Below are 18,548 nucleotides of genomic sequence, written 5' to 3' on the forward strand. Positions count from 1 at the left end.
TACTGCAGGGGGGACCCTGTGGGAGAGTAGGACGCCGCCGAACAATTATTCCGGGAAAGCCCCGTGCCCTTGTGGCACGGGGCTTTTCTGCGTTCACGATGCATTGCTCAATCCGACGGCGACCATACGTACGGGGTCGTCGTGGTCACTGCGTGAAAGCCGAGGCGGCGCAGGATCGGTGCGCTGTCGTCGGATGCGTCCACGTGGAGATACCTGACTCCGCGGGCTGCCGCGATTTCGGCGCGGGCGGCGACCAGTGCGCGGTAGATGCCGCGTCCTCGCCAGGCGGAGAGTGTGGAGCCGCCCCACAGGCCGGCGAATTCGGTTCCTGGCCTGACGACCAGCCAGGCTGCGGAGACGAGTTCGCCATCGGCTTCGGCGACCAGGACGGCAATGTCGTCCGGGGCAGCGGCCACCCGGCCCGCCAGGTCGTCGCCGATCATGCTCAGGTCCTGGCCCCAGATCGTCGATTCCATCGCCGCAATGCGGTGCATGTCCGCGGCTTCGGTGACTTGGCGGATTGCAATATCGTCCGGGAGCACGGGCGGTGACGCCATGTCCTTGGTGTGACCGATGAGTATGGTCTCCTCGTCCTTCGGCGCGAAGCCGGCGGCACGCAGGCGCTCGGTGAGGTCGGCGGGGCGGTCGTGGCCCCGTATCTTCCACTCCACGGACTCGCCCCGGGCGGCGAAGTAGTCACGCTGCCGGGCAATCAGGTCATCGAGTTCGGCGCCCTGCACGCCCACGTCCCGCGGGGCGCTGATGAAGCCGCGGAATTGGCCGACGGTCCGGATCAGGGGCCCGTCCTGTTCGTAGCTGACCTCTGCCGGAGGGTGGGGCGGCACGCCGCGCATCTGCTCGTCGTAGGCCTCGAGCAGGCCTCTCATGTCTGTCACGGGAGTGGACAGTAGGTGATGGCGTACCGCACGGGGATACGAATTCGATTGCTTGAGGAGGGAGCGCCGGACAGGATCGGCGTATGGACTACGTGATTCGCCCCGTACGCGCCGAGGAATGGGCACGGGTCAAGGACCTCAGGCTCGCCGCTCTGCAGGATCCCGCGGCTCCGGTGGCGTTCCTGGAGACGTACGAGCAGGGCGTGGCTCAGCCCGACGAGTTCTGGCAGGGGCGCGCGGCCGGTGCAGCGGAGTCCAGTGGCGACGAGGTACGCCAGTTCATCGCCGAGGCACCCGACGGGCGTTGGGCCGGAACGATCAGCGTGCTCATCGAGCGACCGGGCGAGGACCCGGGGTTCGGTGAGCCCGCCAAGGTTCACCAGGCCCATGTGGTCGGGGTCTATGTGCGGCCCGAGGCGCGGGGCAGCGGGCTGGCCGACCAGCTGTTCCGGGCCGGGGTCGACTGGGCGTGGTCACTGGGCGAGCCGCGGATCGAACGAGTGCGTCTCTATGTGCACGAGAACAACCCGCGGGCCAGTGCGTTCTACCGCCGGTTCGGTTTCGTGCCGACGGGGGAGACCGTCCCCGAGCCGGACGATCCGACGGCGCTGGACCTGGAGTACGAGATCGTCCGTCCCGTCTGATGGCTTTCAGCGCCTGCCCCGTCCTACGGGCGGACGACCCTACTTTCGAAACACGTCCTGGAGCGGGGACGACCAGCGGGCCCGGGCCTGTTCCTTCGAGCGGAGCAGCGCGAGCGTCGGCAGGCCCTGGTCCTGGCCGGTCGACAGCAGTTCAGGAAGTTGGGGGAGCGGTGCCACAGCCGCGACGTCGTCGAGCACCAAGGCCATTGGTGGGTCGAGCCGACCGTCGGTTGACCGTGCGGCCATGCGGCGGCCGTGCTCGACCACGTGTGAGGCGAGGGCGGTGAGCAGGGGCATCGCGCCCGGTGCGGAGCGAGGATCCTCGATGGGTTCACCGACCACATAAAGCGTGCCCCCTTCGCCGGCAAAAGATTCCAGGACCAGCGAATCGGCTCGGTTCGGTGTGCAGGCCTCACGGATGTGGATCGAGGAGAGCGCGGCGAACGCCCGTACCGTCAGCTCCTGGGCCATTTCACGCCGTTCGGGATGACCGGTCAGCGAGGACTCCAGCAGACCGGCGAGCCCGGAGGCCGCCTTGGGATGGGTACGGAGCAGGCGTACGGGTTCATGGGCGTTGCCGCCGAGGGCCCAGCGGTGGACCTGGCGGAACGGGCGACCGTCTATGGCGGCGGCGTGCAGCCAGCACTGGAGCAGAGTCTCCGCGGTCTCGGCCGTCATCGCGTCGATACGGGCCTGCGGCCGGACCGGGGCGAGGAGTGCCGCGGCGCGGGCGGCTGCCGTATCGGGCTGTTCGCATCCGGCGGTGGGGGACCAGTGGAGGCGGGCCGGGGTGTCGCAGAGGTGGCCGGGGTCGTAGACGAGCACCGGGCCGAGTTTGGCGCGGGCGTCCTTCGTCTCGGCCCAGACGGTGGGGTCCGAGGTGATGACGAGGGCGGGTCCGTCCGCCTCCCGGATGGCCTGGACGACCGTGGGGCGGCGGGTGGCGGCCGGGCCGTAGACGACGAGAGGTGTGCGGGGGGAGGGGACGGCCGGGGCGAGGAGAGGGGGTGCGAGGTCCTCGATGGATTCGGCCGGTGCCGGGGTGGCGGGTGCTGGGGTGGCCGTGGGCGTGGGGATGGCCGCGGGAGCGGGAGCAGGAGCGGGGAGAGGCGCGGGGGAGGAGACGTCCACCTCGGTGGACTCCTCGCGCCTCGGGTGCGCCGCGTGTCTCGCGTAACGCTCCTCGGAGCGCTTCTCGCGACGCTCTTCCCGCCGACGTGCCCGTACCGCGCGCCAGCGTGCCACCACGCCCATCACGAACACCGTCAGCACCATGAGCACCATGAGTTCGCCTATAAAGAGGCCCCAGAACAGCCCGTACCCGGAGAGCTCGTCCGCCGGGGTGTCGGGCCAGGCCGCCGGGATGTCGTGCGGCGACGCCGCCAGCCGGCGCATGGCGAGCGGCGTCTCGGTGAAGGTGACGCCCTTCGGCCACGCGCCGTGCGCGAACAGCCCGGACAGACCGGTGGCCGTCCAGGCCAGGAGGGCCAGCCCGAGCAGGAAGCCCAGCAGGCCGACCAGCAGACCGTCCGGGATTCCGCCGGTGCTCGGACCGGTCTGCTGCTCTGTACGCCCTGCCATGTCATGCCACCGTTGACTCGGACGACTCGTTCAGCCGTTGTTGGTGCTCGATGTGTGCCGCGCGCTGTTCGGTCTCCAGCTCCGCGGCCCGTACGTCCTCCGGCAGCAGATCGGCCGCGGACGACTCAGTCATCGCACGGTCGGTGAAGACCAGCGGTCGTTCCGCCTCGGTGATCAGGTGTTTGACGACCTGTACGTTCCCGTTGACGTCCCACACCGCGATGCCGGGGGTGAGGGTGGGGATGATCTCGACCGCCCAGCGGGGCAGCCCGAGGACGCGCCCGGTCGCTCTGGCCTCGTCTGCCTTCTGCGCGTAGATCGTCCGGGTCGACGCCATCTTGAGGATCGCCGCCGCCTCGCGTGCCGCGGCCCCGTCGACCACATCGCTGAGGTGGTGGACGACGGCGACGAACGACAGGCCCAGCCGTCGGCCGAACTTCAGCAGCCGTTGGAAGAGCTGCGCGACGAACGGTGAGTTGATGATGTGCCAGGCCTCTTCGACCAGGAAGATGCGCTTCTTCCGGTCGGGCCTGATCCAGGTGTGTTCCAGCCAGACGCCGACGATCGCCATCAGGATCGGCATCGCGATCGAGTTCCGGTCGATGTGCGAGAGGTCGAAGACGATCAGGGGCGCGTCCAGGTCGATGCCGGCGGAGGTCGGACCGTCGAACATGCCGCGCAGGTCACCGTCGACGAGCCGGTCCAGGACGAGGGCGACGTCGAGGCCCCAGGCGCGCACGTCGTCTATGTCGACGTTCATCGCCTCGGCGGACTCGGGTTCCGGGTGGCGCAGTTGCTCGACGATGTCGGTCAGCACGGGTTGCCGGTCGTCGATCGTCTGGTTGACGTAGGCGTGTGCGACCTTCAGCGCGAAGCCGGACCGTTCGTCGAGGCCGTGGCCCATCGCGACTTCGATGATCGTACGGAGCAGGGCGAGCTGGCCCGTCGTGGTGATCGACGGGTCCAGCGGGTTGAGCCGGATGCCGCCGTTCAGGGCTGCGGTCGGGTCGAGGCGGATGGGGGTGAGGCCGAGCTCCTGGGCGATGAGGTTCCACTCGCCGACGCCGTCCTCACCCTGGGCGTCGAGGACGACGACCTGGCGGTCGCGGAAGCGGAGCTGGCGGAGCACGTACGTCTTCTCCAGCGCGGACTTGCCGTTGCCCGACTCGCCGAGCACCAGCCAGTGCGGGGCGGGGAGCTGCTGCCCGTACAGCTGGAAGGGGTCGTAGATGTATCCCTTGCCGGAGTACACCTCGCGGCCGATGATCACGCCGGAGTCGCCGAGACCGGGCGCGGCGGTGGGCAGATACACCGCCTGCGCCTGGCCGGTGGAGGTACGCACGGGCAGTCTGGTCGTCTCCACCTTCCCGAAGAGGAAGGAAGTGAAGGCATCCGACAACGCGGACAGCGGATCTCGCATGGCGTGACTGCCCTCTCGGTTAGCGACGGATGCCGGTGGCGAACGGCAGGGTGTTCACAAAGGCGCGGTGGTGCTCGCGGTCGCACCACTCCAGCTTCAGATACGACTTGCCGGCCGAGGCGCGGATCGTCCGCTTGTCACGGGCGAGGGACTCGGGTGATCGCGACGACACGGTGATGTACCCCACAAGATTCACTCCGGCCGCGCCGCTCGCGAGATCTTCACCCCGCTGGTCGAGCCTGCCGTGGGCGGCGATGTCGCGGGGGTCGACGGTCCGGTTCATCTTGGCCTGGCGGCTCGCCTCGGCCTCGTCGTTCGTCTTCTCCGTGAGCATCCGCTCGATGGCGATCTCGGTCGGTTCGAGGTCCATGCAGACCGCGACCGTACGGATGACGTCCGGGGTGTGGACGAGGAGCGGGGCGAGGAAGTTGACGCCGACAGGCGTCATCGGCCACTCCTTCACCCACGCCGTGGCGTGGCACCAGGGCGCACGGGTCGCCGACTCACGGGTCTTGGCCTGCAGGTACGTAGGCTCGACCGCGTCCAGTTCGGCGGGCCAGGCGTTGCGCTTCGTCATCGCCTGGATGTGGTCGATGGGGTGGTCGGGGTCGTACATCGAGTGCACGAGGGAGGCGAGCCGGCTCTGGCCGAGCGGCTGGCGCACCCGGATGTCGGCCTCGGCGAGGCGGGCGCAGATGTCGGTCAGTTCGCGCGCCATGACGACGGCGAGCCCCCCGTCCCGGTCGAGCTTGCGGCCTGCCTGGGGGCGAGCGGCGCGGGCCATGGCGTTTGCCTCGGCGGCCAGTTCGCGGTTGAAGGGCATGCACGCGACGAGGTAGGCGCGGTGCTGTTCGCTGGAGGTGGAGACCATCGACTGGAGCTGGTCGTACGACTCCTGCAGCCAGCCCGGGGCCGCCTTGTCGCCGCGCTGGGCGACGTCCTTCGCATGCGCGTCGGGGTCGGCGGGCAGGGTGCGGGCCAGCATCTGAATACGGGTCACGAATCCGTCGCCGTTGGCCACATGCTTCAGCAGGGTGCCGAACCGGTCGACCAGCGCCTCCTGGTCCTCGCTGTCGCGGAGTCCGACGCCGGGACCCTCGATCTCGATCGCCGCGGTGACGGTGCGGCGGTCGGCGTGCAGCAGTACGGCGATCTCGTCCGGGCCGAAGGGGGCGGCGAGCCAGTTGATGCGGCCGATGCCCGGAGGCGGTCCGATCTCGACCTCACGGCCGTCGCCCCGCACGCCCGCTTCCATGGCGGCGGAACGGTAGGTGGCACCGCGGCGCACGGACCGCCTGAAACTGCGGTTGATTTCGAACCATTTGTAGAAGGTGCGGTGCTTGTACGGGACGTACACGATCGCCAGCGCCAGCAGCGGGAAGCCCGTGAGCAGCACGATCCGCAGGGACAGGACGGGGACGATCAGCCCGCTCATCATGCCGAGGAACGCGCCGACGATGATCAGCGCGATCTCGCCGGTCTCGCGGTTCTTGCCGACGATCGCGTTCGGCCGGGCCCGGCCGATGAGATACGTACGGCGGGGCGCGACCGGATGGGACTGGGTCGTCAACGCCCTCCACCTCCTGTGCTGTTGTTACCTGAATTGCCGGTACCGCCGCCCCGGTTGACGCGGCTGCTGTGCGGGGTGCCGGAAGTCGGTCCCGATCCGCTGCGGGGCGGAGGTGCGGCGGAGGGGACAGATCCGCCGCCGACCCCGCTCCCGCCGGTGTTGCGGGAGCTGTGCGCGGCCACACCGCCACTGACCGGGTTGGCGGGCCTGCCGCCGCTGTTGCCGCCGCCCTGTCCGCCGTTGTCGCCGCCGCTCCGGCTGCTGTGGGTCTTGATGCCCTGGGAGACGAGGGCGGCAGGGGAGCTGATCAGAGCTGCGGCCTGGGCGCCGTCGGTGGCCTGCTTGCGGTTGGTGCGGGCACCCTGGATCTCGTCGCCGAAGCCGGGGACGAAGCGGTAGATCATCGCCGAGGCGAAGATCGCCAGGAGGATGATGGCGAGCCCGGAGACAACGGCGGAGAACGCGTTCGGTCCCCCGTCGGAGGAGAGCGCGCCGGCCAGCCCGAGCACGATGACGATGACCGGCTTCACCATGATCACCGCGATCATGATGCCCGCCCAGCGGCGGACATGGCCCCACATGTTCTTGTCGACGAGCCCCGAGTAGACGACGACGCCGAGCAGCGCGCCGACGTAGAGCAGGGCGGCCCGGATCACGAGCTCCAGCCAGAGCACGCCCGCGGCGAGGATCGACACGAGCGAGACGACGATCAGCATGATCGGCCCGCCGCCGATGTCGGAGCCCTTGCTCAGCGCCTCGGCGAACGAACCGAAGAAGACATCGGTCTGCCCGCCGGAGGACGACGCGATGACGTCCGTGACCCCATCGGTCGCCGACACGACGGTGTAGAGGATGAGCGGCGTGAACGCGGACGCGAGGACAGTCAGCCAGAGGAATCCGACAGCCTCGGAGATCGCGGTGGCCACCGGAACGCCACGGATGGCGCGCTTGGCGACGGCGAGCAGCCAGAGGACGAGAGTGAGCACGGTGGAGGCGGCGAAGATGACCGCGTACTGCTGGAGGAACTTGGGGTTGGTGAAGTCGACGTTCGCGGTGCCTTTGACTGCCTCGCTGAGCTTGCCGACGATCCAGGCTGCGGCGTCGGCGCAGCCGCGGGCGAGGGAGGAGAGGGGGTCGAGGGCGTTGGCGGCGTCGTCGGGGGAGGTGGTTCTGGGGTTGCCTGCGTCGCCGTTTTCGCAGTAGTCCTTGGCCGGGCCGACGATGAGGCTGCAGTTGTCCTTGGAGGGCGAGGCAGACGGTGTGGGCGACGGTGAGGGTGCTGCGGCAACACGGGTTGCCAGGATCACCATCGTTACCTGGACGCTCGCCAGGACCGCACCGATCTTGACTAGGTGGCGTGAACTAGCGGGCATAGGTGAACCCTCCGTACTCCTCGACAGCCTTGGCGATCTCGTCGGCGTTGGAGGCCGTACGGTCGGTGTTGACCGGAGCCGGTCCCTCCTTCTGGGAGAAGCTGTCGACCTTCCAGTCGTTGGCTTCCCACTGGAGTTTCAGCGTCATGGTGAACCAGTCGTTGCTGACTGGGTTGGTCGAACTGACACCGGCTGTGCCGAATACCCCTGTGCACCACACCTCCACGGTGGTGGAGGTAGCCGAAGACTGGGTCACTTTGGTTCCGACAGGAGCGGTTCGTGAAACGTAGGTCATGCCTGCGGCGGCGTTGCCGTTCTCGTCGAGGCCGACCTTGTCAAGGAAGGTCTTGTTGTACGCCTCATTGAACTTGGCTTCGAGTTCGTCGACTTTGCTCGCAACGAAGACCTGCCGCACGATCGCGGCACGTTGAATCGGCTTAAGAATGTCGGCGGAGACGAGCGCCACTGAGTAGTTCGCCGCCGCGCTCTGCGCACCCTGAGCGTCGTGTGCGAACCCCGACGCGATCGTGCCGTTCTTCCCCGTCACCGGCTTCGTGCCCGTCGCCGCCGTGGGCGCCGCCCCCGCCTTGCTGCCGCCGCTCCCGCCCGAGGCGCCGCCGTCGTCGCCGCCACCGCCCAAGTTCGCGAACGCGATAGCCGCGATGAGCAGGACGACCACGCCGACCACCATGATCAGGGACCGCGAACTGCGGGCCGGCCGACGGGATCCGCCGAAGCCGTCGCCGCCCTCGCCGTCGGGGAATCGTGTACGGGTCTGGCGCGTTCCGCCGATGGTGCTGTATCCATCGTCCGTACGGCTTGAGCCCGAGTCACTTCCGTAGCCGTGGTCGTTGCCGACACTCATGCTGCGTAGGCCCCCTCAACCGTGTGCGATTCCGCGTAGTACGACGGTAGCCGTGCTGGTTTCCGCGCGGGCGCGGTGTGGTGACTCGACATCAGAGAGACGCAACCTCTGCCGGTGGGCACGACGGACGGATGGGATGGAAGCGGAACGGGGGCGGTGGCAGCCTCCCCCGAGCAGGCTGATGGACGGTTAGATGGCCATCCCGTAGACGATGGTGAACAGGGTTCCCAGTGATCCAATGATGAACACACCAGTCAGACCGGCAACGATCAGACCCTTGCCCTGTTCTGCGCTGAACGTGTCGCGCAACGCCGTCGCGCCGATACGCTGCTTGGCTGCTCCCCAGATGGCGATGCCGAAGCAGAGCAGAATGGCGACGGCCATGACGACCTCGATCATCACCTTGGCTTCGTCGCCCAGGGCTCCGAACGGCCCCCACTTGGGAGCGATGCCGTTGATGATGGTGCTGATACCGCCCTTATCAGTGTCAGCTGCCAGGACCATGTAAGTCACCGCCCCTGTTGGGTAGTTCACTGCCCCCTGCCACATGGCACGGGTCACTCTCTATCTTCGCTGATGAATGCGCCTCGGTACGACGACTTAGCGCCCTCTCTTTCATGGGATCTCGCACGTTTGACCGGTCCGACCGCCCTGACCTGCGGATCGAATCGTTGTGTGACCACATGCATATGATTACTCTGTGTATCACGTGTGGTGACACTGAGCAATCATGGTTATTTGCCACCCTGGCCGAGACTCGCCCCGGGCCCTCCTCACACCCATCAGGGCAGGCAGGGTGAGGGGCAGTCAGAGGACAGAGCGGCGGGGGCTCGGCGGGCGGGGCGGTGTCGTCCAGGTCTTCGGTGGCCGGAAGTCGCACCAAGAGCCGTCAAAGGGAAAGGTTCCGGCCTCGGCCAGCCGTGCGACTCTGATGCCCTCGGCGCGGATGGCGGCCGCTTCATCGGCCGACCAGTAGACGGGGTGGCCGGTCTTTTGGGCGAAGGACTCCTCGTCCTTCCACTGCCAGGACCGGTCCGGCGCGACGTTGATGTCGAGCTCGTGGTCGGCGATGTCGATGTCGTCGCCGTGGTGGACACGACGCTCCAGATTCACGTACCAGCCGCGGAACTTTCCCCTGCGGCCGAAGAGCCAGAGCACGGAGTGTGCGGCGTCGGTGGGCTGGTAGAAGAGGGCGCTGCTCATCTGCCACCGGTCGGGGACCACCGGGTATCCGGTGGCAGGCCGGTCGTCCGGGGCGATGTCCCGGAGGTGTGCGCCTCCCGGGAGCTCCGTGCGCCACATGGGCGCGCCGGTCTCCATCCACACCAGCTGGCCCTCGTCCGTGCGGTCGACGAGGCGTACGGGCACCGAGGCGCTCAAGTGGCCGCCGATGAAGAAGTTCCAGTGCAGAATCCGGCCCGGCACGTTGTCCATGGTGTTGAGCACATGGGCGAGTCGGCTCATGAATCACTCCTTGCGGTCGGAGTCAGTGGTGTGGATGTGCCCGGTTTCGCCTGGTCAGGAACCCGTTTATGCGCAGATGTCGTCGCCGGGTTATCGCGTGCACCAGGTCCTGGCCAACCGGATGCCATCCCCTGCACCGCTGCAACGAGCGCAGGACGGAACATGTCGTCGCTTTCCATGGCATTGCGGGGGCACTGATCTGCTCCCTACTGCTGCCTCGTCCGGGTCATCTCGCCTTGCCCGGACGTGGCTCGGAACAGGGGTGGTTGCGGTAGCGGCCCTCCTGCGAAGGGACGACGGCAGCCTGCACCGCGCATGGGAATGCGGTGCAGCCGCTGAAGCAGAGCATCCAGCGGCTGGAGAGTGGGTACAGCTGCCGCAGCCCTGGTTCGGAGTGAGCCGCCTCCGCCGGGGGACAGGCCCCCGTCAGGTCCCGCAGCGCTCAAGCCTGGTGGGTGGGCGATCCGTGCATGGCAACAAGTCGGCGCTGGTAACGCGTACCGGGACGATCGTCGATGCGGACGTCCCCCACCGCAGTGAACCCGTTGCGTCGGAGCACGGCCATGGACGCCAAATTGTCGAGGGTGGTGACTGCGGTGAGCGCGGAGAGCCGATATGCCACGACGGCCAGGCGGCACACTTCCTCGACCGCGGCCGTTGCCATGCCCCGTCCCGCGGCGCGCTCGCCGATCCGGTAGCCGAGTTCAGCGGTCCCTTCCTCGATGTCCACGAGATTGACGCGGCCGACCAGCTCTCCCTGGTCGTTCACGACGAGATGGAACTGACACACACCGGCGTCCTGTTCGGCGAGCCGTGCACGATGAAGAGCGGCGAACTCAGCGAAGTACAGGTCGCCGCGATCCGGCACGGAGCGTGCGAAGTACTCGCGGTTCTCCCGCTCGAAAGCCAGCAAGGCGTGTGCATGGTCGGCCCGGAGCCGCTCTAACGTCAGCATGCTTGAAAGCGTACGTACTGCCGATCGCGTTCCCGGCCCAAGGCCGGCAGACGCGGATGTAGGGAAGCGGGGCACCGCAGTGGCGGGGCTGGGTACCGGCACGGAATGGCCGGGTACCCGGACCGTCATGCCTGGGCAGCCGGACCGCCTTCGCCACCGAGCTCCGCGAAGTGGTCGAACTCGCCGGCGAGGACGCCCTTGGTGAAGGCCTCCCATTTCGTTCGGGTGGTCGTGACGATGTTGGCCGGGTCGTCGGTCACGCGGAGGCGGACGAGCTCGTCCGGACCGAAGGCGATTTCGATCCAGGGACCGGGGCCCTCTTCCCCTTCGGGGGCGGCGCGGACCCAGGTGAGGTCGGTGGAGACGTGACGGTCAGCCATGGCTGGTGCCGTCCTTGACGGTACGGAGGAGGGCGGCCCAGACAGTGGGGGTGGTGCGGAGTATGGCTCCGGTCGGGTCGCTACTCTCGATGACGTTGACCGTGTTGTCGTGGGCGGCGACGTGTACGCAGGAGTTTCCCTGGGCGCAGTAGGAGGACTTCTGCCAGGTGAGATCGGCCATTTTGGGTCCCTTCACAGGCTGCGGGCGATGTTGTGGATGAAGTCTCGGGACTCGCCGCGGCTGAGCGCGGTGGATTCCATGCGGCCGAGGAGTACGCGGTACTTCTCCAGCTGAGACTCGGTATCGAGGAAGACGGGCCCATGCGACTGGTCCAGATTGACCGTGTCGAGCTGCGGCACGGGTCCGAGGAAGTAATAGATCGACTGTCCGGACCCGGCGTAGGTTCCGGCGGAGAAAGGGATCACCTGAAGGGTGATGTGTTCGCGTTCACTCATGTCGAGAAGATGCCGGAGCTGCTGACGGGTCACCTTCGAGCCGCCGAACTGCATCCGCAGCGCGGCCTCGTGGACGACCGCCTGGTGCGGCGTCGGCGATTCTCGGAACAGGACTGCCTGTCGCTTGAGGCGGAATGAGATGCGGTGCTCGATGTCGGGCGGCGACAGCTCCGGTACGTCTTGGCGGAAGACTTCCCGTGCGTAGTCCGGGGTCTGCATGAGGCCGGGAATGTGGACAGTAACGGCTGTACGGAGCCGCTGTGCATGATGCTCGACCTCGGCCAGATCGAGCAGTGGGGCGGGCAGGATCTCCCTGTACTCCTCCCACCAGCCGCGCGAACGGTCGCCGGTCATATTGCTCAGGGCGGCGATGAGGTTCTTGTCCGGGCAGTCGTACTGGCAGGCGAGGGCGCGAACCCGTTCCGGGCTTACGCCGACGCGGCCTGCTTCCATATTGCTGATCTGGTTCTGCTTCACGCCCAGCAACTGACCGGCCTGGGTAGCGGTGAGTCCTGCACCCTCGCGGAGTTTGCGCAGTTCGCCACCGAACCGGAGTTGACGACCCGTCGGCCTTGATCTCACGGGCGTGTTCGCCTCCTTGAGCGGCTGGTCACCCACAGGGGTGTCAGTTTATGGATTACTCGGGAATCGGTTAACACGTTAGCTATCGGTCGCTACGTTAGTGCTCAGGCCTCCGCCCGGAAGCACCCCGCTCGACGGAGCGGTCTCGTCACCGGGCAATCAGAAACGCTCGGCACAACGTCCCTCCGTGATCGGAGACTTCCATGGTCCTGGCCACCGTAACGCCGCCTTGGGCGTACACACTCCAACTCCCGCAGGATCCCCGTGCTCCGGGCATCGCCCGCGCCACCCTCCGCTCCGTACTCCGCGCGCACGGCATGGGCGATCTCATCGACACCGCCGAGCTGTTGGCGAGCGAGCTCGTCACCAACGCGTACCGGTACTCCTCGGGGCCGTACTCACTCCGGCTCCGCGACGTGGGCCGACACCGGATCAGGCTCAGCGTCTGGGACACCAACCCGGACATTCCGCCACCGTTCCAGGGCGGCGCGGAGGTTCCGAAGTCGCTCGCCGAGTGCGGTCGGGGTCTGCACCTCGTCACCCTGTGGGCGGACAGCTGGGGCGCGTATCCGCTGCATGGCGGGCTGCCGGGGCACGGCGGGAAGCTGCTCTGGGTGGAGTGCGCGTGGAAGCCGGACTGTCAGTGGGGTGACCTGCCGTGACTGTGTGCAGCGGCAGTGCCGGATCGGTCGAGAGGGAGTCCGGTGCCCGAACAGCGCTTGTCCGCGGTGGCATACGGTCGGCGCCATCGCGGGTCGGTCCCGCGATGGCGGTTGCGCCGCGGCTCAGCTGAGCCGGGTGGTGGCGTATGCCTCGATGGCGTCGCGCTGGTACGCGGCCAGACCCGAGGCGATGGCCTCGTACGCGGCGCGCCAGGCGGCGTTGTCCACGCAGGAGCGTCCCATGGCTCGGAACTCCTCGGCGGAGACGGCACGCAACTGGATCAGTGCCCGGTACTGGGCGTCGATCTCGGCCTGCACCGGCTCGGCGTCGGCCGGGTGGCCCGCGACCATGAGTTCGGCCAGCCGGATCATCTGCGCGGTGCGCTCACGGTGCGCGGCATCTGCGTCGGCCTGGCTCATCGTCTCGGCGTGGCGTCCGACCACCTCGGCGTGTTCGGGGAAGTCGGACAGGTTATCCGCGTACTGGGAGGGCTGCACGCCCTCGAACAAGTTCTCCGGTCGGTTGATGGTCATGGGGTAACCGTCCTTCCTGGACTGCTCCAGTTCGGCGATCGTGCGGGAGACGGTGCCGGCCAGGGCATCAAGCCGGTCCCGCTCCGCGAGCGGCCGCCGGTGGTGGCCCCGCAGGGCATCCACCTCGTCGACCTGCGCGGCAAGGATCCGGCCGATCTCCGGCAGCCCGACGCCCAGCGCCCGCAGCACAAGGATCTGCTGCAGCAGCAGAAGCTGGTGCTCCTCGTAGTAGCGGTAACCGTTGGCGCCGATCCGGGCCGGCGTCAGCAGGCCGGTCTTGTCGTAGTGGCGCAGTGTCCGGGCGGGCACGCCCGACATCCGGGCCACCTCCGAGATCGGCCAGTCCATCACGACTCCCGCATGCGTGTGTCGCCCGGCCGGTCTCTCCGGCCCTGGTCACGACGGTAGAAGCTGCCGCAGCGGCAACTTCAAGCCCGAAGCCCATATTGCGCCGTCGTCTCTTGTGAACAGAGCCACGGGAGAGCTGGCCATGGCCCCCAGGCACAGCGCGATGCGGCCAAGGAACCCCCACCCCCTCCATCATCGGACGGGCATGAGCGCGGCCCCCGGTCCTCAAGCTGCGGACAGCGCCTGAGGCCCGGGGGCCGGGGTCGGTGTGGTTGCGGGCTTCCCGTTCAGGTCGCCCTGTGCACACACCGTGCGGATGCGTGGCTCACGTCCTTGTCTCGGGCTCCGAGGTCCACGTTCCCAGGGAGATCTCGGCGGTGATGCCGGGCCCGAAGCCGGCCATGATGCCGCGCTGACCGTCGAGGGTTGACGCCTCGTCGAACATGCGGGCCAGGGCGTCGAGCACCACCGCGCTGGCTATGTTGCCGTACTCGGTGAGCGTGGCCCGGCTGAAGCGGAACGCTTCGGGCGGCACGTCGAGGAAGCGGCTCAGGTCGTCCAGGATGCGCGGACCGCCGGCGTGGATGATGTAGAAGTCCAGCTTGCTGGCGTTCCAATGGTGCTGTTCCGCGAGGGCGCTCAGGGCCGGGGCAAGTGGCTCCATGGTTCCGGGCACGCGCTTGTCGAGCTGGAAGTGGAAGCCCGTGGACCGGACCGCATAGGAGATCCAATTCTCGGTCTCCGGGATGATGTACGACCCGTTGCGTTCCAGGCGGACTCCGGTGCCGCCCTGGCCCCGTACCACGACGGCGGCGATCCCGTCGCCGAACAAGCCGTTGGACAGCAGGGACCCGACACCCAGATCGGTGGGCTGGTAGCACAGCGAGCAGAACTCGCAAGCGATGACGAGCACGTTGCGGTCGGGGTACGCCGTGCAGAAGTCGTGGGCCCGGTTGACGGCTGCGCCACCCGCCGCACACCCCAGCTGGGCGATCGGCATCTGTCGCGTCTGCGGCCGGAAGCCCATCGTGTTGATGAGCCACGCGGTTGGCGGAGGCATCATGAAACCGGTGCAGGAGACGTAGACGATCAGGTCTATCTGCGACGGTTCGAGTTGCGCATGGTCCAGTGCCTGGCGGACAACAGCCGGGACGCGGGCCTTGGTCTGCGCCTCGTAGATTTCGCTGCGCGCATCGAACCCCGGGTGTTGCAGCACCTTGTCGATCGGCTGGATCAGATGCCGTTTCTGAACCCCGGTGTGTTCGATCAGACGGAGGACCAAATCGAGCTGCGGATGGTCGCCGTGCAGCCGACGTGCCAGTTCGAGGGTTTCGTCGTTGGTGATGACGTACTCGGGAACTGCGATTGCGGGCTTGCAGAGTACCGCCATGGATTTCCTCCTAGCGGACGATGAACCACACGGCCGAGGCCTGACGGGATGCAGGGACGGGTGTCGGCCGACGGTAGCCACTGCGGCACCGTGCGTGGAGCGGCGCGGGACAGGCTTTTTTGGCCGTGGCGCCGAAGTTCGATGCCCCTGGGACGGGCATGGACGGACCGATCGACGAATGGGCTGAATTCTCACCGTATGGGCAGATGAATTTCGGCCGCACCTCGATCGGCTCTGGGGATCACGCTACGACAGGCGGGTGAGGGTCGCACGTCGGACGGAACGCGCTGTCCGGGAGCCCCGGAATCTTCCGGGTTTCCGCCCTTCGAGGGCCGACGCGGCACTTGCTTGTCCGTGGCCATGGGCTGGCGGACCACCCGCGCCTGGCACTGCTCGGCACTGCCCGGCGCGGGCCCGACCGGCCCGCCGAGGGGCCGCCCCACGGCGCGAGACGCGCCGCTGCGGGGGCGGTCACCCACCCCGCGGACCGGTGATCACCGGTCGGAGCGGGCCGCCCCCGGCTCCGTCGCACGGTACGAGCCACGAAGCCGGGCGCGAGGGCCGCCCTGCCGGCGGGCATCGATTCACCTGCTCGGCCGCGCCCGGGCTGCGCGCCGCAGTCCGGGCGCTCCTGCGCCATGGCCGGACCCGGGCCGCAGCGCGGTGGGTCGCCATGGGCGTCACCTCATCGGTGGCCCGGATCGCGTGCTGCGGTTGCACGAAGTGCCTGATGCCCTGCTGGGGTACCGACGTCACCAGGCGACGGGCAGTGCGACTGGATAACGCCAGATCGATGTCTTGTTCCAGGCCACTTCTTCGGCCGGCTTTGCCAGCCGGAGGTCAGGGAAGCGTTTCAGGAGGGTTCCGAATGCGACTTCGAGCTCCGTGGCGGCGAGCGGGGCGCCGAGACAGTGGTGGCCACCCCAGCCGAAGGTCATGTGGGACGGACCGGTGCGTTCCAGGTCCAGCTCGTCAGGCCGGTCGAACTTTCGGCCGTCCCGGTTGGCCGTCAGGTAGGAGACGTGCACGATGTCCCCCGCTCGGATCTTCACGCCGCTCAGTTCCACGTCCTCGGTGGCGACGCGGGGAATGCCGACACCCTTGCGGAAGGGGATGAAGCGCAGCAGTTCCTCCATGGCCTGCGGGAGCATCTCGGGGCGGGCGCGCAGCATGGCCAGCTCCTTGGGACGCGTGAGCAGGGTGTATGCGATGTTCCCGATCTCGTATGTGGTGGTGTCCTGGCCGGTGATGAGCAGGACCATGGCCATGACGGTCAGTTCTTGATCGTTGAGGAGCTCGTCCCCGTCGCGGGCGGCGGCCAGCGCGCTGATCAGGTCGTCGCCCGGGTTCTCGCGCCGGTGCGCCGTCAGCTCCGCGAAGTAGGCGCGGAGATCGGCCTTGGCGTGGATCGCGTTCTCCCGGTTGTCGATGCCGACGTCCATCATGGTCCGCGCGTGGGCACGCAGCTGAGCCTGGTCGCCCTCGGGAATGTCGAGGACCTCGCAGATCGTGGTCAGGGGCAGCGGATCCGCGAGGTGCGCGAAGAGGTCGGCGGGGGAACCGTGCTCCTCCATCCGGTCCAGCAGCTCATCCACGACATGCTGGGTACGGACCCGCATGCGCTCCATGTGGCGCGGCGCGAAACCCTTGGAGATCAGGCTGCGCAGGCGGCTGCTGGCCGGTGGGTCCATCACATTGATCGCCTCGTCCTGAACGATGGGTTCAGGGGTCATCCGCGGGAAGTTCCGGCCGATGATGGCGCTGCGGCTGAATCGCCGGTCGGTGGTCACCGTGCGTACGTCGTCGTAGCCGGTGACGAGCCATGCTTCCCCGTCGCCGTGGGGCAGCCGGATGCGGGTAACGGGTCCGTCGTTCTGCAGCTGCTTGAGCAGCGGATCGAATTCGAGGGCCTCGGCATAGTCGAACGGGCAGTTCCGCGGGGTGGAGACTGGTTCCATACGGAGCTCCAGATATCGGATCTGACGGGTGATTCGGCACTTACTGGGATGAACAGGTCATCAGTACCCGATCGTCTTCCGAGGCACGCACCGCTCCGGGGCAATTGGTCCATTGGAAGTGACCATCCCGGTGATGCGGAAGGCTCTGGCCCGTGGAAGGGGCGGGGCATGCCGGTGCCGCGTACGCACGCCTGCGGAACGCGCTCTGTCGGCGCCGAGGACGCCCAGGGGCCGGGGAGCGGGTACCCGAGGGTAACCCGCTCCCCGGCCCGTCTTTCTCAGCTGGCCGGCACGACGTTGGTGGCATCCACCGCGGGGCGCAGCCCTCTGGCGAGCTTGACGGCGTCGCCCACGGCCCAGAAATGGGTGAAGAACAGGCGAGGGTGATCCGTCAGGTGGTGGTTGTGCACCTCGACGAGCTTGATCCCGGCGCGCCGCAATGCTCCCAGTACGTTCTGGACCTCCTCGGCGAGCATGACGCAGTCGCCGCTGAGTGCGGCCCGGCCGCGACCCAGCGGCTGGAAGGTGAACGCACTGGTCGATCCCAGACCGGGAGGCAGTACCAGATGGCCGTCGCAGATCCTTTCCCGACGGGCGAAGACGACCTTGTAGACCAGGCCGTCGGGGGAACCCTTGGCGCCCAGCGCAGCTTCGATTCCGGCGATGTCCAGGTCGCTGCGGACCGGCGGGCCGGTCGGTACGGCCGGCGGGGTTCCGGTGAGGTCGAATCCCGCGCGCAGGCCGCGCGCCAGGGCCACTGCGTCATGGCCGTGCCCGTGGACGTGGGTCCACCAGATGTCGGGTGACTGGGCGAGCAGATGCTTGTGGAGTGCGGTCTGCGCGATCCCGTGTGCCTGAAAGGCGTCGATCACCTTCTGCAGTTCTTTCTCGGTGACTGCTACATCGCCCATGCACATCGTGCTGCCGTCGGCGTAACGGACGAAGGCCACGTGGGTGCCCAGTGCGAGCTCCGGTGTGATGGCGATGCCGTCGGAGACCACACGAAGGTCCCCACGAGGGAAGGGGGTGTGATAGGTCGTTCCCCGCAGCATGTTGCCGGGGCGGCCCAGCGCATGTGCGACGTCGGCCCAGTCCGCCACGGTGGTGGTCACCGGCTTGACCCGCCGGTGACGCCGGTGCCCGGGCATCCCGGTCATTCCGGTCGGCACGGGTTCAGCGGCGGCCCCTGCTCCGACTCCGGCGAGCATCGGCGCCAGCGCCGCTGCGGCCAGCACGCGCCGCCGCGACGTGGGCACCTGTGTGTGCGTGTCCTGCTGTCGATCTTCAGCCATCATCTGATCGCCTCCATGGCGAGATGAAACCATGCAAAATGATAAGAAAGCGGATGCTTCGTCATGAGGCGGGTCTGGATGGACCAAGCGTGTGGTGCACGCTCCGGCCAACGGGGATCGAGTTGGTGTCGTCGCGGCTCGCGCCCGACGTATCAGGTGAGGAACGACGGCATCTCGA

At 67.9% G+C, this 18,548-nt stretch carries 19 protein-coding genes; 2 read left to right on the plus strand and 17 right to left on the minus strand.

All coding sequences use genetic code 11. The features are described from left to right. Window positions 1-107: 107 nt before the first annotated feature. A complete protein-coding gene (locus tag ACNPQM_RS38190; protein WP_418087581.1) occupies window positions 108-887 on the minus strand; it encodes a GNAT family N-acetyltransferase in 780 nt (259 codons plus the stop codon). A 92-nt stretch (window positions 888-979) separates the two neighbouring features. Here ACNPQM_RS38190 and ACNPQM_RS38195 point away from each other — a divergent pair, with 92 nt between their 5' ends. Continuing rightward, window positions 980-1,540 (plus strand): GNAT family N-acetyltransferase, encoded by a 561-nt coding sequence (locus ACNPQM_RS38195; protein WP_418087562.1) that lies wholly within the window; start codon window positions 980-982, stop codon window positions 1,538-1,540. Between the two features lie 39 nt (window positions 1,541-1,579). Here the strand turns inward: ACNPQM_RS38195 and ACNPQM_RS38200 are convergent, their stop codons facing one another. The 12 genes from ACNPQM_RS38200 to ACNPQM_RS38255 form a co-directional block, all read right to left on the minus strand. Further along, window positions 1,580-3,121, minus strand: a complete 1,542-nt coding sequence (locus ACNPQM_RS38200; RefSeq protein ID WP_418087563.1) for a type IV secretory system conjugative DNA transfer family protein — start codon at window positions 3,119-3,121, stop codon at window positions 1,580-1,582. 1 nt (window position 3,122) lies between these two features. Then, entirely contained in the window at window positions 3,123-4,541 is a 1,419-nt protein-coding gene (locus ACNPQM_RS38205; protein ID WP_418087564.1) for an ATP-binding protein, read from the minus strand. Between the two features lie 19 nt (window positions 4,542-4,560). After that, a complete protein-coding gene (locus tag ACNPQM_RS38210) occupies window positions 4,561-6,111 on the minus strand; it encodes an SCO6880 family protein (protein WP_418087565.1) in 1,551 nt (516 codons plus the stop codon). Beyond that, window positions 6,108-7,421, minus strand: coding sequence for a hypothetical protein (locus ACNPQM_RS38215; RefSeq protein WP_418087582.1), 1,314 nt, complete (start codon window positions 7,419-7,421; stop codon window positions 6,108-6,110). Before ACNPQM_RS38215 ends, ACNPQM_RS38210 begins: the two co-directional genes overlap by 4 nt. Window positions 7,422-7,473: 52 nt before the next feature. Next, window positions 7,474-8,349 carry a hypothetical protein gene (locus tag ACNPQM_RS38220; protein WP_418087566.1) on the minus strand — a complete coding sequence of 292 codons (876 nt, stop codon included), beginning with the start codon at window positions 8,347-8,349 and terminating at the stop codon, window positions 7,474-7,476. A gap of 189 nt (window positions 8,350-8,538) precedes the next feature. Next, window positions 8,539-8,853, minus strand: coding sequence for a hypothetical protein (locus tag ACNPQM_RS38225; RefSeq protein ID WP_030924923.1), 315 nt, complete (start codon window positions 8,851-8,853; stop codon window positions 8,539-8,541). A gap of 303 nt (window positions 8,854-9,156) precedes the next feature. Further along, the gene (locus ACNPQM_RS38230) at window positions 9,157-9,813 is read right to left on the minus strand and encodes a DUF402 domain-containing protein (RefSeq protein ID WP_418087567.1); all 657 of its coding nucleotides are present in this window, start codon (window positions 9,811-9,813) and stop codon (window positions 9,157-9,159) included. A 226-nt stretch (window positions 9,814-10,039) separates the two neighbouring features. Next, window positions 10,040-10,252 carry a DUF6193 family natural product biosynthesis protein gene (locus ACNPQM_RS38235; protein WP_418087583.1) on the minus strand — a complete coding sequence of 71 codons (213 nt, stop codon included), beginning with the start codon at window positions 10,250-10,252 and terminating at the stop codon, window positions 10,040-10,042. 3 nt (window positions 10,253-10,255) lie between these two features. After that, window positions 10,256-10,768 (minus strand): GNAT family N-acetyltransferase, encoded by a 513-nt coding sequence (locus ACNPQM_RS38240; RefSeq protein WP_418087568.1) that lies wholly within the window; start codon window positions 10,766-10,768, stop codon window positions 10,256-10,258. A 125-nt stretch (window positions 10,769-10,893) separates the two neighbouring features. Further along, a complete protein-coding gene (locus tag ACNPQM_RS38245) occupies window positions 10,894-11,148 on the minus strand; it encodes a DUF397 domain-containing protein (protein ID WP_418087569.1) in 255 nt (84 codons plus the stop codon). Beyond that, window positions 11,141-11,329 carry a DUF397 domain-containing protein gene (locus tag ACNPQM_RS38250; RefSeq protein WP_418087570.1) on the minus strand — a complete coding sequence of 63 codons (189 nt, stop codon included), beginning with the start codon at window positions 11,327-11,329 and terminating at the stop codon, window positions 11,141-11,143. The genes ACNPQM_RS38245 and ACNPQM_RS38250 overlap by 8 nt, the downstream gene beginning before the upstream one ends. 11 nt (window positions 11,330-11,340) lie before the next feature. Then, window positions 11,341-12,186, minus strand: a complete 846-nt coding sequence (locus ACNPQM_RS38255; RefSeq protein ID WP_358861398.1) for a helix-turn-helix domain-containing protein — start codon at window positions 12,184-12,186, stop codon at window positions 11,341-11,343. Between the two features lie 203 nt (window positions 12,187-12,389). On the opposite strand from ACNPQM_RS38255, the gene ACNPQM_RS38260 reads away from it, so the two are divergent. Beyond that, on the plus strand, window positions 12,390-12,848 hold the full coding sequence (locus ACNPQM_RS38260) for an ATP-binding protein (RefSeq protein ID WP_418087571.1): 459 nt from the start codon (window positions 12,390-12,392) through the stop codon (window positions 12,846-12,848). A gap of 123 nt (window positions 12,849-12,971) precedes the next feature. On the opposite strand, the gene ACNPQM_RS38265 is transcribed toward ACNPQM_RS38260, so the two are convergent. From ACNPQM_RS38265 to ACNPQM_RS38280, 4 genes are all read right to left on the minus strand, one after another. Continuing rightward, a complete protein-coding gene (locus ACNPQM_RS38265) occupies window positions 12,972-13,730 on the minus strand; it encodes a MerR family transcriptional regulator (protein WP_418087572.1) in 759 nt (252 codons plus the stop codon). A 325-nt stretch (window positions 13,731-14,055) separates the two neighbouring features. Then, window positions 14,056-15,120, minus strand: coding sequence for a type III polyketide synthase (locus ACNPQM_RS38270; protein ID WP_418087573.1), 1,065 nt, complete (start codon window positions 15,118-15,120; stop codon window positions 14,056-14,058). A gap of 752 nt (window positions 15,121-15,872) precedes the next feature. Next, window positions 15,873-17,078 carry a cytochrome P450 gene (locus ACNPQM_RS38275; protein ID WP_358861394.1) on the minus strand — a complete coding sequence of 402 codons (1,206 nt, stop codon included), beginning with the start codon at window positions 17,076-17,078 and terminating at the stop codon, window positions 15,873-15,875. A 278-nt stretch (window positions 17,079-17,356) separates the two neighbouring features. Then, a complete protein-coding gene (locus tag ACNPQM_RS38280) occupies window positions 17,357-18,373 on the minus strand; it encodes a DUF1259 domain-containing protein (protein WP_418087574.1) in 1,017 nt (338 codons plus the stop codon). Between the last annotated feature and the right edge of the window lie 175 nt (window positions 18,374-18,548).

The organism is Streptomyces sp. NPDC056231 (assembly GCF_048270745.1).
Taxonomy (GTDB): domain Bacteria; phylum Actinomycetota; class Actinomycetes; order Streptomycetales; family Streptomycetaceae; genus Streptomyces.